General features: G+C 68.2%; 19 protein-coding genes. 10 read left to right on the top strand and 9 right to left on the bottom strand.

Going from position 1 to position 23791, the window contains the following annotated elements; translation table 11 throughout:
• Positions 1-443: 443 nt before the first annotated feature.
• Positions 444-1025 (bottom strand): hypothetical protein, encoded by a 582-nt coding sequence (locus AC1RJ9_RS17725; protein WP_492838318.1) that lies wholly within the window; start codon positions 1023-1025, stop codon positions 444-446.
• Positions 1022-3460 (bottom strand): membrane-bound PQQ-dependent dehydrogenase, glucose/quinate/shikimate family, encoded by a 2439-nt coding sequence (locus tag AC1RJ9_RS17720; protein WP_492838317.1) that lies wholly within the window; start codon positions 3458-3460, stop codon positions 1022-1024. The genes AC1RJ9_RS17725 and AC1RJ9_RS17720 overlap by 4 nt, the downstream gene beginning before the upstream one ends.
• 444 nt (positions 3461-3904) lie before the next feature.
• Here AC1RJ9_RS17720 and nhaA point away from each other — a divergent pair, with 444 nt between their 5' ends.
• Both nhaA and AC1RJ9_RS17710 read left to right on the top strand, forming a co-directional pair.
• The gene (gene nhaA / locus AC1RJ9_RS17715) at positions 3905-5164 is read left to right on the top strand and encodes a Na+/H+ antiporter NhaA (protein ID WP_492838316.1); all 1260 of its coding nucleotides are present in this window, start codon (positions 3905-3907) and stop codon (positions 5162-5164) included.
• A gap of 57 nt (positions 5165-5221) precedes the next feature.
• Entirely contained in the window at positions 5222-6469 is a 1248-nt protein-coding gene (locus tag AC1RJ9_RS17710) for a cation:proton antiporter (RefSeq protein ID WP_492838315.1), read from the top strand.
• Between the two features lie 185 nt (positions 6470-6654).
• Here the strand turns inward: AC1RJ9_RS17710 and AC1RJ9_RS17705 are convergent, their stop codons facing one another.
• Genes AC1RJ9_RS17705 through AC1RJ9_RS17695 form a run of 3 tightly spaced genes read right to left on the bottom strand, consistent with a single transcriptional unit; the run spans position 6655 to position 12283 of the window.
• On the bottom strand, positions 6655-8034 hold the full coding sequence (locus AC1RJ9_RS17705; RefSeq protein ID WP_492838314.1) for an efflux transporter outer membrane subunit: 1380 nt from the start codon (positions 8032-8034) through the stop codon (positions 6655-6657).
• A gap of 3 nt (positions 8035-8037) precedes the next feature.
• Positions 8038-11157: a multidrug efflux RND transporter permease subunit gene (locus AC1RJ9_RS17700; RefSeq protein ID WP_492838313.1), complete on the bottom strand. Its 3120-nt coding sequence runs from the start codon at positions 11155-11157 to the stop codon at positions 8038-8040.
• A gap of 4 nt (positions 11158-11161) precedes the next feature.
• Positions 11162-12283, bottom strand: a complete 1122-nt coding sequence (locus AC1RJ9_RS17695) for an efflux RND transporter periplasmic adaptor subunit (protein WP_492838312.1) — start codon at positions 12281-12283, stop codon at positions 11162-11164.
• A 168-nt stretch (positions 12284-12451) separates the two neighbouring features.
• Here AC1RJ9_RS17695 and AC1RJ9_RS17690 point away from each other — a divergent pair, with 168 nt between their 5' ends.
• The 8 genes from AC1RJ9_RS17690 (at position 12452) to AC1RJ9_RS17655 (ending at position 21121) form a co-directional block, all read left to right on the top strand.
• The gene (locus AC1RJ9_RS17690) at positions 12452-13141 is read left to right on the top strand and encodes a response regulator (RefSeq protein ID WP_492838311.1); all 690 of its coding nucleotides are present in this window, start codon (positions 12452-12454) and stop codon (positions 13139-13141) included.
• Entirely contained in the window at positions 13138-14229 is a 1092-nt protein-coding gene (locus tag AC1RJ9_RS17685) for an ATP-binding protein (protein WP_492838310.1), read from the top strand. Before AC1RJ9_RS17690 ends, AC1RJ9_RS17685 begins: the two co-directional genes overlap by 4 nt.
• A gap of 322 nt (positions 14230-14551) precedes the next feature.
• A complete protein-coding gene (locus AC1RJ9_RS17680; RefSeq protein WP_492838309.1) occupies positions 14552-15490 on the top strand; it encodes a LysR substrate-binding domain-containing protein in 939 nt (312 codons plus the stop codon).
• A gap of 109 nt (positions 15491-15599) precedes the next feature.
• Positions 15600-16901, top strand: a complete 1302-nt coding sequence (gabT, locus tag AC1RJ9_RS17675; RefSeq protein ID WP_492838308.1) for a 4-aminobutyrate--2-oxoglutarate transaminase — start codon at positions 15600-15602, stop codon at positions 16899-16901.
• Positions 16901-18379: an NAD-dependent succinate-semialdehyde dehydrogenase gene (locus AC1RJ9_RS17670; protein WP_492838306.1), complete on the top strand. Its 1479-nt coding sequence runs from the start codon at positions 16901-16903 to the stop codon at positions 18377-18379. Before gabT ends, AC1RJ9_RS17670 begins: the two co-directional genes overlap by 1 nt.
• A 3-nt stretch (positions 18380-18382) precedes the next feature.
• Positions 18383-18739 carry a cupin domain-containing protein gene (locus AC1RJ9_RS17665; RefSeq protein WP_492838305.1) on the top strand — a complete coding sequence of 119 codons (357 nt, stop codon included), beginning with the start codon at positions 18383-18385 and terminating at the stop codon, positions 18737-18739.
• 2 nt (positions 18740-18741) lie between these two features.
• Entirely contained in the window at positions 18742-20154 is a 1413-nt protein-coding gene (locus AC1RJ9_RS17660) for an NAD(P)/FAD-dependent oxidoreductase (RefSeq protein ID WP_492838303.1), read from the top strand.
• Positions 20155-20185: 31 nt separating this feature from the next.
• A complete protein-coding gene (locus tag AC1RJ9_RS17655; protein WP_492838301.1) occupies positions 20186-21121 on the top strand; it encodes a 2-hydroxyacid dehydrogenase in 936 nt (311 codons plus the stop codon).
• Here the strand turns inward: AC1RJ9_RS17655 and AC1RJ9_RS17650 are convergent.
• Genes AC1RJ9_RS17650 through AC1RJ9_RS17635 form a run of 4 tightly spaced genes read right to left on the bottom strand, consistent with a single transcriptional unit; the run spans position 21118 to position 23736 of the window.
• Complete coding sequence (locus AC1RJ9_RS17650; RefSeq protein WP_492838299.1) at positions 21118-21576, bottom strand: hypothetical protein; 459 nt, start codon at positions 21574-21576, stop codon at positions 21118-21120. The two genes, AC1RJ9_RS17655 and AC1RJ9_RS17650, sit on opposite strands and share 4 nt — an antisense overlap.
• 17 nt (positions 21577-21593) lie before the next feature.
• Complete coding sequence (locus AC1RJ9_RS17645; RefSeq protein ID WP_492838298.1) at positions 21594-22319, bottom strand: amino acid ABC transporter ATP-binding protein; 726 nt, start codon at positions 22317-22319, stop codon at positions 21594-21596.
• Positions 22316-22969, bottom strand: coding sequence for an amino acid ABC transporter permease (locus AC1RJ9_RS17640; protein ID WP_492838297.1), 654 nt, complete (start codon positions 22967-22969; stop codon positions 22316-22318). Before AC1RJ9_RS17640 ends, AC1RJ9_RS17645 begins: the two co-directional genes overlap by 4 nt.
• On the bottom strand, positions 22969-23736 hold the full coding sequence (locus tag AC1RJ9_RS17635) for a substrate-binding periplasmic protein (protein WP_492838296.1): 768 nt from the start codon (positions 23734-23736) through the stop codon (positions 22969-22971). Before AC1RJ9_RS17635 ends, AC1RJ9_RS17640 begins: the two co-directional genes overlap by 1 nt.
• Between the last annotated feature and the right edge of the window lie 55 nt (positions 23737-23791).

The following is a 23791-nucleotide window of genomic DNA, read 5'->3' as shown; positions in this document are numbered from 1 at the left end:
TCCCTGAACTGGGCAAGAAGGTGTGGCCCATGTCGCCGTCAGCCTGGTTAACGTGATCTGAAGATTTGGGACAAAAATATCGCTACACGATGTTTTCGTGTTCGCGAACCCTTGGGGCGGACCTAAGATGAATCCGTGGCCTGTTCACAAACCGCGCCGCCCAGGCTGTCGCGGCTGACCTGCGCGCCGGTCCTGAGTGTCTGGTCGTCGCCTGCGGCGCTGGCGGCGGACGCCAGGCCCAGCAAGAGGCCCGCGCCTGCGCCCGCGGCGATCCTGGCCAGGGTGATCGAAGGGCCCGAGGGCCTGAAAAGGGTGGGGGCGTTGCATGAGAACAGCCTTTCTTACCCCTTTTCCAATCCCCGGCGGTCCGGCCCGGCCCGGCCCGGCCCCGTTCCGCGCGCACCTCACGATCCCTTGACTGGCTAGGCGGTCGCTGGGGTCGCTCAGGCGCCGCTGGCGGTCTTGGGGGCGGCGTCATCGTGGCCGATGAGGATCGACAGGGTCTGGTGCGGCGTGGGGTCGGTCAGGCTGACCACCGCGCCATCGGCCCGCCAGGTCATGGTCACGCGCGGCTGGAAACTGGCCGAAAGGCGCACCCGAGCGCTTTTTGTCCGCGCCGGCGCGCCAAGCCGCGTCGTGAGCAGGTGCGTCACCGCATGGAAATTGTCAGGCGAGGTTTCGAACGCGACCGCCTCAACGATCTGTCCACGGACAATCAGGGTGAGGCGGTCTAGTCGCACCTTGGCCGTGAGCGGCGCTGGGTCGTCGATCACATATTGGCCGTGACGACGCGCCACGCGGCAGGCCTTGGCGCCATCGGGCCGCGGCGCGCCACAGACCAGAGGGGCGCGCGCCAGCGATGGCAGCTCTTGACCAATGAGGGCCTGGACGCCGGTCAGGCCCAGGGGCGCCGCGCCAGCCAGAGCTGCGCCGCCCTGTTGCTCGAAAGGCGCGCTCTGGGCGTGGGCTCCGCTCGCCAAGAGCGGCAGAACAAACAAGAGAGCCAGGCCAGCTCTGCGGGTCATGGGTTGGCGCCTTTCGCGCTCGACGACGCCGGGCCGGGCAGGGCGTAGGCGACCAGGGCGTCGCCGATCCGGGTTTCCATGAAGTGATGCCCGCCGGCCATGATCACCAGATATTGCTTGCCGCCGACCTCATAGGTCATCGGCGTGGCTTGGCCGCCGGCCGGCAACACGTCCTGCCACAGGGTGCGGCCGGTCTTCAGATCGACCGCCCGAATGAGATTGTCGGTGGTCGCGGCGATAAAGATCACCCCGCCGGCCGTGACGACCGAACCGCCATTGTTCGGTGTGCCGATGGTCAAGGGCAGGTGCGAGGGGATGCCGAACGGACCGTTGGTGCGCGCCGTGCCCAGAGGACGATCCCATAGAGTCTTGCCGCTGAGCAGGTCGATGGCCCGCAGGCCGCCATAGGGCGGTTGCTTGCACAAAAGGCCCGTGACCGGCAGACGCCAGCCGGCGTTGACGTCGATGGCGTAGGGCGTGCCGGCCTGCGGATCGCCCGCGCCCTCGGCGCCCTTCTTCATCGAGCCGCCGCGTGCCTGGCCGCGCGGCGCCCAGCCCTTTTTGTCGGCTTCGGCGCGCGGCACCAGACGATTGTAGTTGGGCATGTCGTTGTAGTTGGCGACGATGACGCCGCGAACGGGATCTACGGCGACGCCGCCCCAGTCCGAGCCGCCGTTGTAGCCAGGATATTCGACGTAGCGGCTCTTGGTCTCGGGCGGGGTGTAGAAGCCCTTGTAGGTGGCCAACCGAAACTGGATCCGGCAGATCATCTGGTCGATCGGCGACATGCCCCACATAGACCGTTCGGTCAGGTCGGGCTTGCGCAGGGTGTGATAGAGCGAAAACGGTTGGGTGGCCGAGCGCTCCTGAGGCTCGACGCCGCCCGTGGGCACGCGTCGCTCGGTTACGCCTGTCAGGGGCGCGCCGGTGCGACGGTTCAGGACATAGATGTCGCCCTGTTTGCTGGGGAGGATCAGGGCCGGAACCGAGCCCTGCCGGGTTGGGAAGTCCACCAGGGTGGCTTGCGATCCAAGGTCATAGTCCCAGACGTCGTTGCGCACGGCTTGGAACGACCAGACCTTGCGTCCAGTCGCCGCGTCCAGGGCTACCAGGGAGGTCGAATGGGCCTTTTCACGCGAGGTGCGCAGCCCGCTCCAATAGTCGACAGCCGAATTGCCGAGCGGCAGATAGACCAGGCCAAGGGCCTCGTCGGCCGTCGCCGTCGTCCACATATTGGGGGTTCCGCGGGTGTAGGTCTCGCCGGGTGGCGGCGCGCCGGTCCGCTCGGGCCGCACCATGTCCCAGGCCCAGGCCAGCTTGCCGGTGACGGCGTCATAGCCCTGGATCACACCGGATGGCGCGTCGCGCTTTTGCCCATCGAGCACCTGATGGCCCGTGACCACCACGCCACGCACGATGGTGGGCGCCGAGGTGATGGAGAACATGCCCGGCACGTGCTGACCGATCCCTTGGGTCGTATCGACCTGGCCGCCGAACCCGAAGTCGGGGCAGGGGCGGCCGGTGGCCGCGTCGACCGCGATCAACCGCGCATCCAAGGCGCCTTCGATGATCCGGGTGGCGCAGACCTCGCCGGACTTGGCGCCGGGCACGGCGTAGTAGGCCACTCCGCGGCAGGCGGCGGTATAGGGGATGTGGATATCGGCGACCTTGGGGTCGAAGCGCCACCGCGTCCTGCCGGTGGCCGCGTCGAGGGACATCAGGATGTTTTTTGGCGTGCAGAGATAGAGGCTGTCGCCCACCTTCAACGGTGTGGTTTCCGCACCGTATTGCGATCGCGCCTGGGCGGTGGCTGGCAGGTCGCCCGTGTGGATCAGCCAGGCGCGCTCGAGCTTGCCGACATTGGCCGGCGTGATCTGGGAGAGGGTCGAGTAGCGTTGGGCGCCGTAAGTACCGCCATAGGCGGGCCAGTCGGCGCCGGCCGATCCCGCCGCTAGCGGGCCTGGACCGAGCGTCGGCGTTCCAGGGGCGGGGGGACGCCCCGCCAGGAGCACGGCGATCACCAGCACGGCCAATAGCGCGCTGGCCCCGACCGCAACCCCCAGACTCGCCTGCCGGGGCGTGCGGTCCCGCGTCAGGTTGGGCACGCTGGCCATGACCAGCAGCAGCAGAATGAAGGGTCCCACAAGCCTTGGCGTCAGCGCCCAGCCGTTGAGTCCCGATTCCCAGAGCGCCCAGACCAGGGTCGCGGCGAAGACGCCGGCATATAACCAGGCGCCTCGAACGCGCCGGCGGACCATCAGCGCGCCGGAGCCGACCAGGCCCAGTCCGGCCAGCAGATAGTAGGGCGATCCCCGCACGAGCGCGAGCCAAAGGCCGCCCGCCGACAAGATCGCGCCGATCAACACCAGGATGACGCCCACGGTGCGTGCGAACCAGGCGTGGCCTTGGACCAAGGTCTTGGAGGTGTTCGTCATGGGACGTTCCGACTGGAATCTAGGACGCGGCAAAGGGCGCGAGCGACGTTGAGCGGCCGCGCACCACAGACAATGCGTGAGACCGCCAAGCGGCGCCAAAAAAAGATCGCAACACGATGTAAGTGCTTTGGCGAGGGTGCGCAGAGTGGCCGGCGCAGGCAAAACGAACCACTCGAAGCCGGTTTTGCTTGACCTCGGCGGAGGTTGCGACAAGTTTCCGGCCAGATATCAGGCTGCGGTTGCGGCCAGGCCGCGCCTTCGGGCGAATACGGTCCGGCGTCCGTCGATAACCTGACGCCACGACAGCTCGATCCAGTCTGGAGGCCGCCGTGGCAGAACACCTGACCCTTGCACGATCCATCTTGAAGCACCTCTTGGCCCTTAGAAGCCGAATGACGGATGGCCGCCTTGCGCCCTCGTTTCCAATTTTGGAGGCCTGACGCCATGACCCCTTTCCAGACGGACCGGGCTCGCCCCATGTCGGCGCTGCGCGCTTTTCTCCAGCACGAGGCGTCGGGCGGCTATGTCTTGATGGCGGCCGCCGCGCTGGCGCTCATTGTCGCCAATACGCCCCTGGCCGACGCCTATTTCTCGGTGCTGGGCCATCACCTGGGCTTTTCATTGGGCCCGGTGTCGCTCGACGAGAGCGTGCTGCATTGGATCAATGACGGCCTGATGGCCGTCTTCTTCCTGCTGGTCGGACTGGAGATCAAGCGCGAGGTCCTCGACGGACAGCTCTCGCGACCCTCGCGCATCATCCTGCCGGGGCTGGCCGCTCTTGGCGGGGTCGCCGCGCCGGCCCTGATCTATCTGGTGTTCAACGCCGCCAATCCCGACACCCGCTCGGGCTGGGCCATTCCCTCGGCGACCGACATCGCCTTCGCGCTCGGCGTTCTGGCCCTGCTGGGTCCCCGCGTGCCGACCTCGCTGAAGATCTTCCTGACCGCCATCGCCATCATGGACGATCTGGCGGCCATCGTAATCATCGCCATCTTCTACACCGCCCAGCTTCACCTGGGCGCTTTGGCGGTGTCGGCCGGCATCCTGGCGGTCCTGATCTTCCTCAACCGGCTCGGTGTGAAGGCGCTTTGGCCCTACCTGCTGGGCGGGCTTCTTCTATGGTTCTTCGTTCTGGAGTCCGGCGTGCACGCGACCCTCGCCGGGGTGGCGCTGGCCATGGTCATCCCGCTGCGCAGGAGCCCGGCCTGTCCCGACGACGTGACCTCGCCCTTGCATCGGCTCGAGCACGCCCTCCACAAGCCGGTGGCGTTCGTGATCGTCCCACTGTTTGGTTTCGCCAATGCGGGCCTGTCCTTCACCGGCGTCAGCCTGGCCAATCTGTTGGACCCGGTTCCGCTCGGGGTGGCCTTGGGCCTCTTCGTCGGCAAGCAACTGGGCGTGTTCCTCACCGCCTGGACGATCGTGCGGCTGGGCTGGGCCGACATGCCCAAATACGCCTCGACCGGCCAACTCTACGGCGTGGCTGTGCTTTGCGGCATTGGCTTCACCATGAGCCTGTTCATCGGCAACCTGGCCTTTCGGCAAGACCATCTGGTCGATGAGACGAAGATCGGCGTGCTGGCCGGCTCCCTGGCCTCGGCTTTGCTCGGCATGCTGATCCTGCGAGTTTCCAAGTCCGATGCGCCCGAAAGCGAACGTCACGCCGCGGCCCTGGCGGACGACGGGCAACTGGACGTTCGATGAGATCCAACGCGCCGCTCCGACCGTTCTCCTCGAGGCCGTAGACTTTACGAGGTCCTCATGACCGCCTTCGATCTTGCCGCGATTTTCCTGGCCCTGGTGGGGCTGGTTGGCTGGTTGAACGTCCGGTTCTTCCACTTGCCGACCGCCACGGCGATGGTCCTGGCCGGTCTTGCCGGCGCGGGCCTGTTGCTCGCCGCGCGGGCCTGGCTTCCCGGCCCCAACGCCGCGGGACAGCTCGTTAGCGCGATCGCGGGAGTGGATTTTCCCAAGACCGTGCTGGGCTACATGCTGGCCTTCCTGCTGTTCGCCGGCGCCATGCAGGTCAGTCTCGCCGAGCTTCGCAAGCGACTGCTGGCCATCGGCAGCCTGGCCACCGTCGGCGTGCTGGCCTCGACCTTGATCGTTGGCGGCGGCCTCTGGCTGACCGCGCGTCTGCTCGACTTGCCGCTGACTTTGCCTTGGGCGTTCGTGTTCGGCGCCCTCATTAGCCCGACCGATCCGATCGCCGTGCTCGCGGCGGTGCGACAGGGCAGTCTGTCAAAGACCCTGGAGGCGGTGCTGCAGGGCGAGGCCTTGTTCAATGACGGGATCGGCATCGTGGTGTTCACCGCAGCGGTCGCGATCGCCAGCGGGGGCGGGGAGCTCCATCCCCTGCAGGCCATCGGCCAAGTCGCTATCGAGGCAATTGGCGGCCTGGCCATTGGCTTGGCCGCGTCGCTCCTGGTCATCGCCGGGATGAGGGCCATCGACGACAACGCCGTCGAGGTCGGGCTCTCCATCGCGCTGGCGGTCGGCGTTTACGCCCTGGCCGACGCGCTCCGCGTCAGCGGGCCGATCGCGGTCGTCGTCGCGGGCTTGATGGTTGGCAACCTCGGCATGCGCACGGCGATGAGCGACATGACCCAGAGACACGTGCATGGCTTTTGGACCTTGGTCGATGAGATCCTCAATGCCTTGCTCTTCCTGCTGCTGGGTCTGGAATTGGTTGTGGTGCCGTTCGATTCCAGAATGGCCGGCCTTTGGATCGTGGCCATCCTGCTCGTGGTTCTGGCGCGGTTGATTGTCGTCGCACCGTGGGGCGCCTTTTTCCGGCGCCATGAACAGCAACTCGGCGCGAGTCTGCTGCTCGGATGGGGCGGTCTTCATGGGGCCTTGTCCCTGGCGCTGGCGCTTACCCTGCCGCCGGGCCAAGCTCGAACCTTGGTCCTGTCCACGACCTTTGCAGTCGTGATCTTTTCGGTGCTGGCCCAAGGTCTCACCTTTGGGTGGCTCGCGGCGAAGTTTGCCACGCGACAGGACCGGTGATGGGCGCCGCTTGCCCTTGCCGGCCAATGTCTTCGATGGAGACATGTCCCTAGGCGACGCCTAAGCCGATTGATCGTCACTTCAAAGCCGAGCGATGTGGACACATCGCCCTACTGCATCGCTTGGAGTGTCCGTGCGGGGGGGACGGCGTCATTGAATTCCGTCCTTCGATATCGGCTTCTCCATCACGACGTCGCCTCCAGACCGCCGCCGAGCGCGGCGTAGAGCGCCACCATGGCCGCCAGTTGGTCGCGCCTGAGCGACAGCAGAACCTGACGGGCGGCGTAGTCGGCGCGCTGCGCGTCGAGGCGTTCCAACCGCCCGTCGAGCCCGGCGCGGTAACGCAGATCCGATAGCCGGAAGCGCTGGCGCGCGGCCTCGGCCACACCTTCCTGAACATGGATCTGGCTGGCGAAAGTGGCCTGCGCGGCCAAGCCATCGGCGACCTCGCGGAAGGCGATCTGGATCTGGCGTTCGTAGGCCGCGACGGCGAGCGATTTGCGCGCCTCGCTCAACGCCAGAGCGCCCCTCAACTGGCCGCTCCGAAAGATCGGTTGGGTGATCTGCGGCATGAACGTCCAGGCTTTGCTTCCTCGGTCGAACAGTGCGCCAAGGTCCGGACTGGCGCCGCCGATCGCGCCGCTAAGCGTAACCCTGGGCAGGAAGGCCGCCCGCGCGGCGCCGATGTCGGCGTTGGCGGCGTGCAGGACATGCTCGGCCTGGGCGATGTCGGGGCGCAGGGTCAGCAACTCGGCCGGCAAGCCCGGCTCAAGCTGCGTCGGAAGCGGCTGACCGGCGAGGGGGATCGGCGGAGGCAGCAAAGCCGATTCCGGCCCGCCGACAATGAGCTCAAGGGCGTTGCGCGCCTGGGCGAGCCCGCGCCGGCCCGCCTCGCGATCGGCCTCCGCCTGGCGAACCAGGCCCTCCGCCTGGGCGATGTCGAGGCCGCCGGCTTGCGAGGCCGCCTTGAGCCGTTGGGCGATGTCGAGAGAGGCTCGCCAGTCCGACAGCGTCGCTTCGCTCAACGCCAACTGCTCCTCGGCGAGCCGCTCGTCGAGATAAGCCGTGGCGACGGCCGAGATCAACGCGATCCGGGCGGCGCGTGCGCCGGTTTCGCTGGCCAGATAGCGCTCATAGGCCGCGCTGGACTGCGCCCGGAGCCGTCCGAACACGTCCAGTTCGAAGGCGGTGAGCCCGAGATTGGCCGCGTATGTCTCGGAGCGACCCTGGGCCAGCGAGCGCTCTTGGGTCCGAGAAAGATTGGCGTCGAGGCTTGGCCCCAGCGCGCCGCGCGCGATCCGGTTCTCCGCGCGGGCGGCCTCGACGTTCAGCAGGGCGGCGCGAAGATCGCGGCTCTGGTCCAGCGCCTGGTCGATCAGGGCCGCCAGCCTGGGATCGGTATAGACCTGCTTCCAGGTAAGCGACCTGGCCATGGGCATGTCCGCCGCCACGCCGCCTTCGACGACGGGATAGGCCGCCGCCACCGGAGCCGCTGGAAGGTCCAGACGCGGCGTGACGGAACACGCCCCGAGCAGCGCGGCGCCGCAGAGGATCAGACGACGCATGAATCAGGCCTCCATCTCGGGCGTGGCTTTGTTCCGTCTGGACAGGCGCTCCGCCGCGCCGACGACCAGGACGAAGAAGGTGGGAACCAGGATGATCGCGAGCAGGGTGCCGGTGATCATCCCGCCGAACACGCCGGTGCCGATGGCGTGCTGGGTCTCGGCGCTGGCGCCGGACGCGATCACCAGCGGGACGACCCCCAGCGTGAAGGCCAGACTCGTCATCAGGATGGGGCGCAGACGCAGCTTGGCCGCGTGTAGGGCCGCCTCCGTCAGGCTCATGCCGTTCGCTCGATTGGCCTTGGCGAACTCGACGATCAGGATGGCGTTCTTGGCCGACAGGCCGATGATGGTGATCAGTCCGACCTTGAAGAAGACGTCGTTGGGCAGGCCTCGCAGCAGCACCGCCGCCAAGGCGCCGATCAGGCCGAGCGGAATGGCCAGCATGACCGACAGCGGGATCGACCAGCTCTCATAAAGCGCCGCCAGCACCAGGAAGACGACCAGCATCGACAAGGCGAGCAGCGCGGGAGCTTGGGCGCCCGCCAGTTTCTCCTGCAGCGACTGCCCGGTCCACGCGACGGCGTAACCCTGTGGAAGCTGCGCCGCCAGACGCTCCATCTCGGCCATGGCCTGGCCGCTCGAAACGCCGGGCGCGGCCGACCCCGTGAGGCGAACCGACGGATAGCCGTTGAAACGCTTCATCTGGGCCGGCGCCCGGGTCCAGACCGGCGAGACAACTTCAGAGAGCGCGACCATGCCTCCGGTCTCGTTGCGGACGTAGAGCTTCAGCACGTCGCCGAGCTGCATCCGGAAGGGCGCGTCGGCCTGAACGATCACCTGCTGCAGGCGGCCGGCGTTGACGAAGTCGTTGACGTAGCTGGATCCCAGGGCGGTCGACAGGGTGTCGCCGATGGCCGCGAAGGAGACGCCCAGGGCTTGGGCCTTCTGGCGGTCGATATCCAGCCGCACCGTCGAGCCGGGGGGCAGGCCATCGGGATAGACGCCCGTCACCTGCTTGCTCAGCGCGGCCAGTTCCAGCAGTCGCGTCTGGGCCGCGATCAGGGCCTCCGGGCCGCGATTGGCGTGGTCCTGAAGCGCCAGGGTGAAGCCCGAGGAATTGCCCAGCTCGTCGATCGAAGGCGGCATCACCGACATGATCTCGCCCTCGCGCTGAGCTCCCATGGCCTCGGTCGCGGCCTGGACTTCGCTGGCGCTGGTCGCGCCGTCGCGCTTGTTCCAGTCCTTGAGCATCGTGAAGATGATGGCCGCGTTGGGTCCCTGGCCGGCGAAGCTGAAGCCGGTGACCGCCTGGGTGGTCTCGATGGCGGGGCGCGTGCGCGCGTAGTGTTCGAAGCGCGAGACCGCTTCGCTGGTGCGCTGCGCCGTGGCGTCGGCGGGCAATTGGAAGGAGGTCATGAAGTAGCCCTGGTCCTCCTCGGGAAGGAAGGCCGAGGGCAGAAGCATGAACGCTGCCGCCACGATCGCGACGACCACGCCGAAGGCGGCCATGGCGCGACCGCCGCGTCGCAACACCGCGCCCAGCAGGCGGGTGTAGCCCTCGGTGAGGCGGTCGAAGCGCTGGTCGAACCAGGCGAAGAAGCCCTTTTTCGGCGTGTGGGCGTCGATGGGCTTCAGCAAGGTGGCGCACAGGGCCGGCGTCAAGGACAGGGCCAGGAAAGCCGAGAACAGGATCGAGACGGCCATGGACAGGGTGAACTGGCGATAGATCGCGCCGACCGAGCCATCCGCCAGGGCCATGGGAATGAACACCGCCGCCAGCACGGCGGTGATGCCGATGATCGCGCTGGTCATCTCCGACATGGCCTTGCGGGTCGCGTCCTTGGGAGAAAGCCCCTCGGTCGCCATGATCCGTTCCACCGCCTCGACCACGACAATGGCGTCGTCGACGATGATGCCGATCGCCAGCACCATGCCGAACATGGTCAGCACGTTGATCGAGAAGCCCGCGGCCAGCATCACGGTGAACGTGCCCATCAAGGCGATCGGCGCGACGATGGCGGGGATCAGCGTGTAGCGGATCTTCTGCAGGAACAGGAACATCACCAGGAACACCAGCGCCATGGCCTCGACCAGGGTCTGGACGACCTTCTCGATCGAGACGCGGACGAATGGCGCGGTATTGAACGGGACGCCCAATTGTATCCCGGGCGGCGCGGCCTTCTGCAGCTCGTCGAGACGGGTCTGGATCGCGGCGGCGGTCCGCACCGCGTTGCCGCCGGGCGAGAGCTGGACGCCCAGGGCCGTCGCCGCCTGACCGTTCTCGCGGGTCGTGAAGTTGAAATTGGCCGAATTCAGTTCGAGGCGGGCGACGTCGCCCAAGGTGACGCGCGAGCCCGAGGTGTTGGCGCGCAGCACAATGGCGGCGAACTGTTCGACGGTCCGCAATTGGCCGTCGGCGGTCAGCGGCACGGTCACGCGCTGGTCCTCGATCGTGGGCTCGCCGCCCAGGGCGCCGGGGGCCAATTGCTGATTCTGCGCCGCGATCGCTCCGGTGACGTCGCTCAGCGTCAAGTTGAAGCCCGTGAGCTTGTTGGGATCGACCCAGATCCGCATCGCGCGCTCGGAGCCGAACATCTGCACGCGCCCCACGCCCGGAATACGCTTGAGCTCATCGGCGATGTTGCGGACCATGTAGTCGCTGAGCGCCACCTCGTCGTCCCGTCCGTCGACGCTCCGCAGGCTGACCATCAGCAGGAAGTTGGAGGCGGCGCTCTCGACGCCGACGCCGGTTTGCCGCACGGTCTGGGGCAGGCGAGGCTCGATGGTTTTCAGGCGGTTCTGGACGTCGACCTGGGCAAGCTCCGGATTCGTGCCCGGCTTGAAGGTCGCCGTGATCGTGGCCGAGCCCGAGGTGTCGGTTGAGGACTCGAAGTAGAGCAGGTTCTTGACGCTTGAGAGCTCGCGCTCGATCAGGCTCACGACCGAGTCGTTCATGGCCTGCGGCGTGGCGCCGGGATAGCTGGCGTAGATGCTGACCGTGGGAGGGGCGACGACGGGATAGCGCGCCACCGGCATGCGGGGGATGGCCATCAGGCCCGCCAGAACGATGGCGATGGCGATGACCCAGGCGAAGATCGGCCGCTCGATGAAGAACTTGGGCATCCGACTAGCGCGCTCCCATCTGGAACGGAACGGTTTTGACCCCGGCGCCGGCCCTGACGCGGTCCTGGCCCTCGACGATGACGCGCTCGCCGACCTTCAAGCCGCGAGTCACCACGTAGCGGCCGTCCACCACGTCGCCGACCTCGACGGCGCGGGTCTCGACCACGCCCTGGGCGTTCACCAGGCTGACGATCGGTTTGCCGCCGCTGTCGCGCAGCACGGCCTGCTGAGGGGTCATGACCGCACCATGGATCGGGGCGCGCGGCAGGCGGGCGCGGACGAACATGCCGGGCAGAAGCGCGCGGTCAGGATTGTCGATCTCGACGCGCGCGACCGCATCGCCCGTCGCGGGATCGACCGCCACGCCCGAGAACAAGATCTTCCCTTTGCGGGGATAGGGCTCGCCGGACGGCGTCAGGATCTCGACCTCGCGGCCGGCGCCGCCGCCCGCCATGGCGCGCAAGGCTTCAAGGCGCGCGGTCGGCTGACGGACGTCGATATAGACTCGGTCGATCTGCTGGATGGTCGCCATCGGACCCACGCCGCCGACGGCGACCAGGGCTCCTTCCGTGACCTGGGCCTCGCCGATCCGGCCGGAGATCGGCGCCGTGACCGTCGCGAAACTCAGTTCGATCCCACGGCGGCGCAGGGTCGCGCGCGCTTCGGCCAGATCCGCCTCCGCCTGCGCCCTGGCCGAGACCGCGTCATCATAGCTCTGGCGGCTGATGGCGTCGGCCTCTACCAGCGGGGCCAGGCGCGTCACCTGGGCCCTGGCGCGTTCGGCGACGGCGATCGCGCGCGAAAGGGCCGCCTGGGCTCCGGCGGCTTCGGCCCGATAGGGCGTGGGATCGATCTGGAACAGCGGCTGGCCGGCCGTGACATCACCCCCCTGGGTGAAGAGCCGACGGGTTACGACGCCCGACACCTGGGGGCGGATCTCGGCGGTTCGGAAGGCCACGACACGCGCCGGCAGTTCATCCACGGGCGTGACCGTGGCCGCCTCGGCGGTCGCCACCGCAACCTCGGGCGGCGGCGGTGCGGCGGCGACCTCGGGATGACGGCAAGCGGCCAGCACCGCGCTCCCCAGCAGGAGGGCCGCGGCGATGCGACGACGGTGGCGGTCCATGAAAATCAAGCTCCCAAAGTCGCGCCTTTTGGGGCGCTGGGCGGCTATGCCCGAGCGCGGTTGCGCGATCGTGGAGCGAAGGTTGCGACTTCGTGGAGAGCCCTGGCGTCGCCCGCGGAAGGATGATTATTGCCTTGGCGATCCGGTCGCGGCCGCATTGGAGATCCCGTGAACGCATTGGTTTTGATCGTCGAGGACGAGTCCGAGATCGCGGAAATCCTCGTGGGCTATCTTGAACGCGAGGGGTTCAGGACCGTCACGGCGCGGGATGGTCAGACCGCGGTCGAGCTGCATCAGGCGCTTCGGCCCGATATCGTTCTGCTGGACGTGGGTCTGCCCAAGCTGGATGGCTGGGAGGTCCTGGCGCAACTGCGCAGGCGCGGCGCGACGCCCGTCATCATGCTGACGGCCTTGGACCAGGACCTGGACAAGCTGCAAGCTTTGCGGATCGGTGCGGACGACTATGTCGTCAAGCCCTTCAACCCGCTGGAGGTCGCCGCCCGCGCCAAGGCCGTGTTGCGTCGCGCCACGGGAAGGGACGCGGCGTCGGTGGCGCGCTCAGGACCGCTTGACGTCGATCCCGTCAACCACATCGCGACGGTGAATACGCCGGAGGGGCCGCGCCGGCTGAGCCTGACCCTGACGGAGTTCAGACTGCTCCTCCACATGGCCCAGGCGCCGATGCGCCTCTACACGCGGGCCGAGCTGCTGGACGCCTGCCTCTCTGGCGGCGACGCGCTGGAACGGACGGTCGACAGCCATCTGAGCAAGCTGCGTAAGAAGCTCGAGGTGGCGGGCGCGCCCGGCATGCTCGGCAATGTCCGAGGCCTCGGCTATCGCCTGCTGGGGGACCAATGAAAGCCCAGAGCCTTTCGCAGCGCCTCAACCTGGCGATCGTCGGCATCACGCTGGCGACCCTGGTGTTGAGCCTGACGTTCGTGATCGTCGCCTACGGTCTGCTCTTCGAGTTCGCGCCCAAGCTGCTGTCGGCCGAGGACGCGATCCTGCCCGGCCCCGTGGAGTGGGCGATGTACTCGGTCTGTATCGTGCTGGGCAGCATCGCCGCCAGCGTCGTCGCGACGCGGGTCGCCCGACGGATGGTCGAACCGCTCGAGGCGCTGGCGCAGGCCGCTCGCCAGATCGCCGGGGGAGACCTGGCGGCGCGGGCGAACTTGACCGCCCCGGCCCCGACCGAAGCCAGCCAGATGATCGCCGACTTCAACGCCATGGCTGATCGGCTTGAGAAGGCCGTCGATGACATTGTCACCTGGAACAGTCTGATCGCCCACGAATTGCGGACGCCGGTCACGATCCTCAAGGGCCGGCTTCAGGGGCTCGCCGAAGGGGTGTTCCAGCCCGAACCGGGGCTTCTCCAATCGCTGCATCAACAGGCCGACGCCCTGGCGCGGCTGGTTGAGGATCTGCGGGTCGTCAGCCTGCTGGACAGCGGCCGCCTGCATCTGCGGCTGGTCGAGATCGACCTGGCCTCGGAACTGGAAGGTCTGGCGCGGCTCGTCGAGCGCGATCTGGACAGGGCGGGCTTTGGCCTGCGCATGGTCCTTACGAGCGGCCGGTGCGTGGCCGATCCCGTCCGCTTGCGGCAGGCGGTGCTGGCCCTCGTCGACAATGCGTTGAAGTATGCGGAGCCCTGTGTCCTGGAAATCGCGACGCGTGTGTCGGACACTGAGGTCCTGATCAGCGTCATCGACAGGGGCCCCGGAATGCCGGAAGGCCTCTCGAAGCGCGCGTTCGAGCCTTTCCGGCGCGGAGACGACGTCGATCTCAAGAGCGGATCGGGCCTGGGCCTGGCCGTGGTGCGCGGCATCGCCGAGGCCCATGGAGGGCGAGCGACCTACGAGCGACGTGACGGCCTTTCAGCCTTCACGATCACGATGCCCGCGAACCAATTGCCGAGTGAAGCGCCCAGAGCGGCGACAAGGTCCTAGCCGCCGAATCCGGGGACGAGCGGGCCGAGCCGTTCAGGCCGATCGCTCCGCTGCGTGAAACTGAAAGGGTCGAGGAAAGCACCACGCCCAACACAGCGGCGGATTGACCAACGCTCCGGTCTTTGGAAAGCGCAAGAACATCATCGGTCTCGCGCGCCTACGGTCCAAACGCCCTTTGGAGGCGGCGCCCGCGGGACCGGTTTCGGAAGCGTTCAGCTCGACGCGGACGCTCAAGATGACATGACGCGACGCTTGCCCTAGCCTGACGGCGGTATTGGAGTTCCGAATGTCGCCGCGTGCAACGTCCCCCGAAGATCCCCGCTTGGTCTTTTGGAACCGCCGCTCGACGCCGCCTTTCACGGCCTTGCGCGCGTTCGCGGCCGTCGGCGAATTTGGCGGCATCCGTAAGGCCGCGGCGGTGCTGGAGCTGGACCACGCCGCGGTCAGTCGGCACCTTCGCGGTCTGGAGGTCTGGGCCGGCGTCCCGCTGGTCGAGCGCGGGGCCAACGGCGGCAAGCTGACGCCGGAGGGCGCCAAGTTTCACGCCCGCATAACCTCCGCCCTCAACGAAATCGCCGCGGCGTCCGCCGATCTCCTGCATGGCTCGGACGAGCGCACGTTGCAGATTTCCTGCATCCCCGGCCTGGCCTCCAACTGGCTGCTGGCGCGCCTGGCCGACTTTCGCCAATCCCATCCCGAGATCCAACTGGTGCTGCGTCCGTCGGACACCGCCCCGGACTTCACCCGCCGCGATATGGATGGCGACATCCGCTACGTGATCGACGCCGCGCCGGACAAGCCGCCCGCCGGAGAGGTCGAGTCCGTTCAACTGGCCCGCCCACCGGTTCTGGCCGTCGCCAGCCCGGCGCGCCTGGACGCCCTGGGCAAACCCTTGACCGCGACAGACCTGTTGAAGGGGCCACTGCTGCACGAGGAAAACGCCCGGCAATGGACCGCCTGGTTCGAGGCCAACGGCGTGATCCCGGAGCCGGATCTGCCCGGGCACAGGCTCTGGCATGCCCACCTGGCCGTCGACGCCGCCCGTCGCGGGGAGGGCCTGGCCCTGGCCAACGCCTTCCTGGTCGGCGAGGATTTCAAGGCTGGCCGATTGGTGGATGTTGGCGCGCTGATCGGCGCGCAGCCGATCGTGATGGGGCGCTATGTGTTTTCGGCCCGTCGGGACCGCTGGCGCACCCCGGCGCTGCTGGCCTTCCGGCGATGGCTGGTGCGCGAGGCCGCCGGGGAAGCGGCGCGCTGGTAGCGCACATCGGTGACGTTTCGTCACCACTTGCAGCGGAGTTGTCATCTCCGCATCGCGCCGGTTGTGGCCGAGCATCATCTCAGGTGTTTTGTTTCCTGAGAGAGTTGCCTTGTCCGCCTTCGCGACCGCTCCCGTCTCCAACGAATCCCTTCTGGAGCGTCGCCGCGCGGCGGTGTCCTCGGGCGTGGCCAGCTCGACGGCCATCTATGCGGATAGAGCGCTCAATGCCGAGATCTGGGACGTGGAGGGGCGTCGCTACGTCGATTTCGCGGGCGGCATCGCCGTCCTCAATGTCGGTCATCGTCACCCTCGGGTGATGGCGGCGGTCCAGAACCAGCTGGAGCGTTTTTCCCACACGGCTTTCCAAGTGCTGGCCTACGAACCCTACGTGGCGTTGGCCGAGCGCCTGAATGCCCTGGCCCCGATCGACGGGCCGGCCAAGACGATCTTTTTCACCAGCGGCGCCGAGGCGGTCGAGAACGCGGTCAAGATCGCTCGCGCGGTGACCGGCCGGCCTGGGGTGATCGCCTTCACTGGTGCGTTCCACGGCCGCACGACCCTGTCCTCGGCCCTGACCGGCAAGGTCGCGCCCTACAAGCGCATGTTCGGCGGCGCGCCGGCCAACATCTTCCATGCGCCGTTTCCGATCGCGGCGCACGGCGTCGACGTCGAGGATAGCCTGAAGGCCCTCGACTTCCTGTTCGCCGCCGACCTGCATCCCAGTTCCGTGGCGGCGATCATCATCGAGCCTGTGCAGGGCGAGGGCGGTTTCCACCCCGCGCCCGACGCTCTGATGACCGCGCTGCGGGCGATTTGCGACGCGCACGGCATCCTGCTGATCGCCGACGAGGTGCAGACTGGCTTCGGCCGCACGGGCAAGATGTTCGGCGCCGAGCACTGGAGCGTGCGGCCCGACCTCATCACCGTGGCCAAGTCGCTGGCGGGCGGCTTTCCCCTGTCCGGCGTCATCGGACGGGCGGCGCTGATGGACGGTGTCGAACCCGGTGGCCTGGGCGGCACCTATGGCGGCTCGCCGGTGGCCTGCGCCGCGGCCCTGGCGGTGCTCGACGTGATGGAGGACGAGGCGTTGTGCGCGCGCGCCGACCTCATCGGCGCACGGCTGCGCGAGCGCATGGCGGGCTTCGCGGGGCGCAACGACCTGATCCCGACCCGCGGCCTGCGCGGCCCTGGCGCGATGATCGGCTTCGATGTCGTGACCGCCGATGGACGGCCCGACGGCGCTGGCGCCAAGGCCGTGGCGGGGCGAGCCCTGGAGCGCGGCCTGATCCTGCTGACCTGCGGGGTCGGCGGCGAAACGATCCGGGTGCTGGCGCCGTTGACCATTCCCCTCGAGCAACTGGACGAGGGTCTCGACATCCTCGAGGACAGCCTGCGCGTGGATAACGCCTGATGGACGGCGCGACCCACCTTCCGGACCTGGCGCTGAGACGGCCCGACCTGTTGCGCCAGGTCGCCTATGTCGACGGCCAATGGATCGACGGCCCTGAGGAGATCGTCGTGACATCGCCCGCCACCGGCCAGCGTCTTGGCGGCGTGCCCGACCTTGGCGCGGAGGCCGCGACCCGGGCGGTGGGCGCGGCCCAAGCCGCCTTCGGACCCTGGCGCAAGCTGAGCGCCAAGGCGCGGGGCGCCATCCTGCGGCGCTGGCGCGACCTGATCCTTGAGAACGTCGAGGATCTGGCCCGGCTGATGACCGCCGAGCAGGGCAAGCCCCTGGCCGAGGCGCGCGGGGAGGTGGCCTACGCGGCCAGCTTCCTCGAATGGTTTTCCGAGGAGGCCAAGCGCGTCTATGGCGACGTTATCCCAGGGCATGACGCCGGCAAGCGCCTGCTGGTGCTGAAGCAGCCGATCGGCGTGGTGGCGGCGGTGACGCCATGGAACTTTCCGGCGGCGATGATCACCCGCAAGGTCGGCCCCGCCCTCGCGGTGGGCTGCACCGTGGTGCTCAAGCCGTCCGAGCTGACCCCGTTCTCCGCCCTGGCCCTGGCGGCCTTGGGGGAAGAGGCGGGCGTGCCGCCGGGCGTGTTCAACGTCGTGACGGGGCAGGCCGCCCCGATCGGCGAGGTGCTGACCGGCGATCCGCGGGTGCGCAAGTTCACCTTCACGGGATCGACGCCGGTCGGGAAGATGCTGGCCGCCCGCTGCATGGCCACGGTCAAGCGCGTGTCGCTGGAACTGGGCGGCAACGCGCCCTTCATCGTCTTCGACGACGCAGACCTGGACAAGGCCGTCGAGGGGGCGATGGCCTCGAAGTTCCGCAACACCGGCCAGACCTGCGTCTGCGCCAACCGCCTGCTGGTGCAGGCCGGCGTCTACGAGGCCTTCGCGCGGAAGCTGACGGCGCGCGTCGAAAGGCTGGTCGTGGGCGACGGCCTGGCCGGCCCTACCGACCAGGGGCCGCTGATCAACGCCGCCGCCGCCGCCAAGGTGGCCCGTCACGTCGAGGACGCCGTCGCGGGCGGCGCGGTCGTCCGCACCGGCGGCCAAGCGCTACCGGGGACGGGCTTCTTCTATGCGCCGACCGTGCTGACGGGCGTCACCGGCGACATGGCCATGGCCAGGGAAGAGACCTTCGGCCCCGTCGCTGGCCTGATCCGGTTCGAGACCGAAGCCGAAGCCGTCGCGATCGCCAACGACACCAGCGCCGGCCTGGCGGCGTACCTCTTCACGCGTGACCTGGACCGTTCCTGGAGGGTCGGGGAAGCGCTGGAATACGGCATGGTCGGGCTCAACACCGGCCTGATCTCCACCGAGGTCGCGCCCTTTGGCGGGGTCAAGGAGTCGGGCCTGGGCCGCGAAGGCTCACGTCACGGCGTCGACGAGTTCGTCGAACTCAAACTTCTGTGCAGCGATATCGCGGGGGACTAGGCCATGATCATCAAATTCGCGCCGGCCGAGCTCTTCGCCGCCATGCCGCCCGCCAATCCCGCGCCGGTTCCGATCGGCGATCCGGTCTCGCAGATCGCCGTGCGCGGCTTCGCCTCGCAGGCCGCCGCGACCACGCGCACGGGCGTCTGGGAGTGCAGCCCGGGACGCTGGCGTCGGCAGGTGCTGGCGGCCGAGTTCTGCGTCTTCCTCGAAGGCGCTTGCGTGTTCGAGCCGGACGAGGGGGAGCCGATCCGTATCGCCCCGGGCGAGGCGGTCTATTTTCCGGCCAACACCGCCGGCGTCTGGACGATCGAGACCAAGGCCCGCAAGGCCTATGTCATCTTCGATGAAGCGCGATGAACATGCGGCCACAGCCTCTCACGGCCGTAGCGGAAGCGCAGGCCTATCGCGACACCAGCTTCTGGCTGGAGACCTGCAACGATGATCTGACGCCCCGCGCCTCGCTCAAGGGCCAGGTGAGCGTCGATGTGGCGATCCTGGGCGGCGGCTTCTCGGGCCTGTGGACCGCCTACTATCTGATGCGCGACAATCCCGGTCTGCAGGTCGCGATCCTCGAGAAGGACATCTGCGGCTACGGCGCCTCCGGGCGCAACGGCGGCTGGTGCTCGTCGCGCTACCCGCTCGATGCGAGCACCCTCGCCCGACGTTACGGTGTCGAGATCGGCCGCAAGACCCTGCTGGCCATGTACGACGCCGTCGAGGAGGTCGGGCGCGTCTGCGCGCGGGAGGGCATTGACGCCGAATACCGCCAGACCGGCATCCTCAGCCTGGCGCGCGGCAAGGTGCAACTCCCCACGGTCCAAGCCGCCCATCGCGCCTACGAGCGTCTGGGCCTGGCCGATCAGAACCTGTTGCTCGGCGCCGAAGCCGCCCGGGAGAAGGTGCGCGCCACCGAGATCGAAGGCGCGCTCTTCTCACCCAAGAGCGCCACGGTGCATCCGGCCAAGCTGGTGCGCGGTCTCGCCCAAGCGGTCGAGCGTCTGGGCGGGGTGATCTACGAGCGATCGCCGGTCACCCGCTTCGAGCCGGGCGAGACGCCTCGCCTGCACACCGACAGCGGCGTGCTGGTGGCTCGCAAGGCGATCGTCGCGGCGGGCGAAGCCTATCTGACCCAGCAACCGCGCTTCCGCCGGACCCTTCTGCCGATGTCGTCGCTGATCGTGCTCACCGAGCCCTTGAGCGCCGCGCAGTGGGCCAGCATCGGCTGGGCGGACGGCGAGGGCCTGGGCTCGCAGGTCAACATGGTCGACTACTTCACCAAGACCACCGACGGCCGCATTCTCTACGGCAGCCGCGGCGCGCCCTACCACCTGAATTCCAACATGGATCAGCCCTGGGACGCGGCCACGGCCAAGACCATGCGCGAGACCCTGGTCGAGTGGTTTCCCGCCCTTGATGGCGTGGCCTTCTCCCACAGTTGGGCGGGTTATCTGGGGGTCTCGCGCGACTGGACGCCCACGATCAGCTTCGATCCGCGCACCAAGATCGGCCAGCTGTTCGGCTATACCGGCCGGGGCGTGTCGACGACGAACATCTCCGCGCGCATCCTGGCTGGGATGATCACCGGCAAGCCGACGGGCCTGGAGTTCCTGCCGAGTGTCGGGAACCGCTCGCCCGACTGGGAGCCCGAGCCGGCGCGCTGGCTGGGCGTGCGCTACGTCCAGGACGGCTTCGCCCGCATGGACGCGGCGATGAAGGCCAAGCGGCCCGCGCCGCTGGACGCCCCCCTGGTGCGCCGGCTCAGCAAGCAGTAGTGCAGGCCCGAGGCGCGGCGGCGGGGATTCCATGAACGCTCTGGGCAAGACGGTGGTGCTGTTCGCCTGCTTCGGCGTCCGGCCCGAGCCATGGCTGGCGGCTTTGGATCAGGCCGCGCCGGACTTCGACTGGCGCGTCTGGCCCGACAGCGGCGCGAAGGACGAGGTCGACTACGTCGTCGTCTGGGCCCAGCCTGACGGCTTCCTGCGTCAGTTTCCCAACCTGCGCGCGGTGTTGTGCATCGGCGCTGGGGTGGATCGGATCCTGCAGGACAGCGACCTGCCGGACGTGCCGATCGCACGCATGCGCGATGAGGGACTCACCCAGGACATGGTTGAGTTCGTGCTCGCTCGGGTCCTGCACTATCACCGCCTGATGCCGGCCTATGAGGCCCAGCAGCGCGAGGGGGTCTGGCGCCAGCTGGCCGCGCCGCTGGCGGGGGAGCGAACGGTCGGCGTCCTGGGTCTGGGCCAGTTGGGCGGAGCCTGCGCCGCCAGCCTGGCCGCCAACGGCTTTTCCGTGCGCGGCTGGAGCCGGACACCCAAGGATCTGCCCGGCGTCGCCGCGTTCGATGGACCCATCGAGGCCTTTCTCGAGCCGTGTGAGGTGGTGGTCTGTCTGCTGCCCCTGACGCCGGCGACCCGTGGCGTGCTGAACGCCCGGACCCTGTCGCATCTGTCGGGCGCCAGCCTGATCAATGTCGGCCGCGGCGCGCATCTGGTCGAGGCCGATTTGATCCCCGCGCTCGACGCCGGCCATCTGGCCAACGCCACGCTGGACGTCTTTGCGACCGAGCCCTTGCCGGCCGGTCATCCGTTCTGGTCGGACCGGCGCATCACCGTGACGCCGCACGCCTCGGCCCTGACGCCGCCAGGGACGGCCGGGCCGACGATCGTGGCCAATATTCGCCGGCATCTTGCCGGCGAGGCGCTGCTCGACCTCGTGGACCGGGGCGCGGGCTATTAAGCCAGGCGTGCGCCACTGAGCCGGAAGAGCAGGCCGACCTGGCCGTTGTCCTGCACATCGAACCGCCCGCGCAGGCGGATTTCCTGGCTCTTCTGCTGCAGGACCGGCTCATCGGCGAAGACCTCGATGATCTCGTTGGGTCGCCCCTCGGGGCAGCACTCGATCGAGTAGCGCGAGACGATGAACTGCCGCGCCTGGCGCTCCATGGTCAGTGGCGTGATGAAACCGGAGATCTCGATCTCGCGGCCGCTCATCGTCAGGACGGTCGCCGGGTAACGCGCACGGTAGACATAGTCCGGCGGCGACTGGCTGAGCGTCGTGGCGCCCAGTACGGCCCAGAGCGGATCGCGCGAGATATCCTGCTCATCACCGCCGGGATGGGCCAGGGCGCGTGACATCGGCGCCAGGGCCGCCGTGGTCATGGCGCCGGTCAGCAGTTTGCGTCGATCGATCATGCCTGGACCTCCCGGCGCTAGAGCGGATTGAGAACCCGGTCGAGGAACACGCGCGTGCGCTCGACCTTGGGCGCGGTCAGAACTTCCCGCGCCGGACCACTCTCGACGATGCGGCCGCCGTCCATGAACAGGACGCGGTCGGCCACCTCGCGGGCGAAGCCGATCTCGTGGGTGACGATGACCATGGTCATGCCCTCGTCGGCCAGGGTCCGCATCACCTTCAGCACCTCGCCGACCCGTTCGGGGTCCAGGGCCGAGGTCGGTTCGTCGAATAGGATCGCTTGCGGCTTCATGGCCAGGGCGCGGGCAATGCCGACCCGCTGTTGCTGACCGCCGGAGAGCTTGGCGGGGTAAGCGTCGCACTTGTCGCCCAGGCCGACCCGTTCGAGCAGGTCTCGCGCCTCGGCCATGGCTTCGGCGATCGGCCGGCCGGCGACATGGATCGGACCTTCGGCGACGTTTTCCCGGGCCGTGCGGTGGGGGAAGAGGTTGAACCTCTGGAACACCATGGCGACCTTGGCGCGAATGGTCGGCAGGGACTTTTCGCCGAGCACGGACCCATCGACCACGATCTCGCCGCCGTCGTGCCGCTCCAGGCCGTTGATGCAGCGCAGGATGGTCGACTTGCCCGAGCCGGACGGCCCGATCAGGCAGACGACCTCGCCGCGCTGGATCTCGAAGCTGATGTCCTTGAGCACCTGGGTGTCGCCGAAGGACTTGCTGACGTTCTTGAGGCTGATCATTTGCGGGCGAACCTGCGTTCGAGGCGGCCGACCAGGTAGGTCAAGGGCAGGCTCATGGCCAGGTAGAGCAGGGCGATCAGGGTGTAGACCGACATGTTCTGGAAGGTGCTGACGGCCAGGAGCTGACCGGCGCGCGTGAGTTCGGCGACGGTGATCGTCGAGGCGATCGAGGAATCCTTGAGCAGCATCACCGCGGTATTGCCGAACGGCGGAAGCGTGACGCGGATGGCGAGCGGCATGATCACGCGCAGCATGATCTTGCGCTCGCTCATGCCCAGCGACTGAGCGGTCTCGATCAGCATCGGATCCACGGACGAGAAGCCGGCCCGGAAGTTCTCGGCCTGATAGACGGAGTAGGCCACGCCCAGGCCGATCGCGCCGGCCACGAAGGCGTCCAGCTGGACGCCCAGCTCTGGCAGCACGAAGTAGACGTAGAACAGCTGCACGATGATCGGAACGCCGCGGACGGTGTTGATCACCACCCGGCTGATCGCGCGCAGCACGCGATTCCCGGAGATGCCCATCAGGGCCCAGACCAGGCCCAGGATCACGCTGATCACGAGCGCCGCCAGGGTGACGGCGATCGTCACCCCGAGGCCGGACATCAGGATGGGCAGGAACTTCACCGCGTCGGTGAGGAACTGGTCCATCAGAGTGACCACTTGGTCAGGATCGCGGCGATTTCCGTCGCCTTGATCTGGCCGATGGCGGCGTTCAGCTTGGCCAGCAGGGCCGGGTCGTCGCGGCGCACCAGCAGGCAGACGTCCTCGCGCGAGGGGGGCGTGAAGTCCGGGGCCAGCCGCAGCGTGGCGTTGGGCGTCGTGCGCAGCCGATGCGCCAGGATCGGCGCATCGCCGTAACCGGCCGCGATGCGGCCGTTGCCCAGGTCCTGCAGGATATCGCCCAGATTGTCATAGGTCTTGACGTCGGTGACGCCGGCCTGGGCCAGTTGGTCGACGAAGCGGGTGCCGACCTGGGCGCCGACGGTCAGGCCCTTGAGGTCCGCCAGCGCGCGGATCGGACGGGCCTGGCCCTGGGGCGTGACCACGCCGCCGCCATAGGCATAGACCGGATCGGTGAAGGCCACGACCTTCTCGCGTTCCGGGGTGCGCAAGATCCCGGCTGCGATCATGTCGATCTTGCGGGCGGTCAGCGACGGCACCAGCGCCGCGAAGGTGGTGGTCTGGATGCGGATGGCGAGTCCGGCCTTGGCCGCGACCGCATGGGCGATGTCGATCATCGCCCCGGTCAACTGGTTGGTCTTGAGGTCCAGAAAGCTGAACGGAGCGCCGGTGGCGGTCGAGCCGACGACCAGCGCGCCCGGCGCGCCGGCCTTGCGGCCGCAGGCGCTGAGCGCCAAGGCGGCGCCGCTCATCGCCATCAAGGTCCGGCGGGTAGGATGGGTTTGGGTATTCACTCGGGCCTCTTGGTGTCGGCGCATTTGGGCCGGGGGCGCTGGACCGGGCCGGGGA

The organism is Caulobacter sp. GW822-FHT07D08 (assembly GCF_058798735.1).
The sequence above is the reverse complement of the archived record's forward strand: the minus strand, read 5'-3'. Positions and strand labels throughout refer to the sequence as shown.

Coding starts and splice junctions, on each gene's coding strand:
- AC1RJ9_RS17725 (WP_492838318.1), bottom strand. CDS start 1,025: ATGACCCGCAGAGCTGGCCTGGCTCTCTTGTTTGTTCTGCCGCTCTTG.
- AC1RJ9_RS17720 (WP_492838317.1), bottom strand. CDS start 3,460: ATGACGAACACCTCCAAGACCTTGGTCCAAGGCCACGCCTGGTTCGCA.
- nhaA (WP_492838316.1), top strand. CDS start 3,905: ATGACCCCTTTCCAGACGGACCGGGCTCGCCCCATGTCGGCGCTGCGC.
- AC1RJ9_RS17710 (WP_492838315.1), top strand. CDS start 5,222: ATGACCGCCTTCGATCTTGCCGCGATTTTCCTGGCCCTGGTGGGGCTG.
- AC1RJ9_RS17705 (WP_492838314.1), bottom strand. CDS start 8,034: ATGCGTCGTCTGATCCTCTGCGGCGCCGCGCTGCTCGGGGCGTGTTCC.
- AC1RJ9_RS17700 (WP_492838313.1), bottom strand. CDS start 11,157: ATGCCCAAGTTCTTCATCGAGCGGCCGATCTTCGCCTGGGTCATCGCC.
- AC1RJ9_RS17695 (WP_492838312.1), bottom strand. CDS start 12,283: ATGGACCGCCACCGTCGTCGCATCGCCGCGGCCCTCCTGCTGGGGAGC.
- AC1RJ9_RS17685 (WP_492838310.1), top strand. CDS start 13,138: ATGAAAGCCCAGAGCCTTTCGCAGCGCCTCAACCTGGCGATCGTCGGC.
- AC1RJ9_RS17670 (WP_492838306.1), top strand. CDS start 16,901: ATGGACGGCGCGACCCACCTTCCGGACCTGGCGCTGAGACGGCCCGAC.
- AC1RJ9_RS17665 (WP_492838305.1), top strand. CDS start 18,383: ATGATCATCAAATTCGCGCCGGCCGAGCTCTTCGCCGCCATGCCGCCC.
- AC1RJ9_RS17660 (WP_492838303.1), top strand. CDS start 18,742: ATGCGGCCACAGCCTCTCACGGCCGTAGCGGAAGCGCAGGCCTATCGC.
- AC1RJ9_RS17655 (WP_492838301.1), top strand. CDS start 20,186: ATGAACGCTCTGGGCAAGACGGTGGTGCTGTTCGCCTGCTTCGGCGTC.
- AC1RJ9_RS17650 (WP_492838299.1), bottom strand. CDS start 21,576: ATGATCGATCGACGCAAACTGCTGACCGGCGCCATGACCACGGCGGCC.
- AC1RJ9_RS17645 (WP_492838298.1), bottom strand. CDS start 22,319: ATGATCAGCCTCAAGAACGTCAGCAAGTCCTTCGGCGACACCCAGGTG.
- AC1RJ9_RS17640 (WP_492838297.1), bottom strand. CDS start 22,969: ATGGACCAGTTCCTCACCGACGCGGTGAAGTTCCTGCCCATCCTGATG.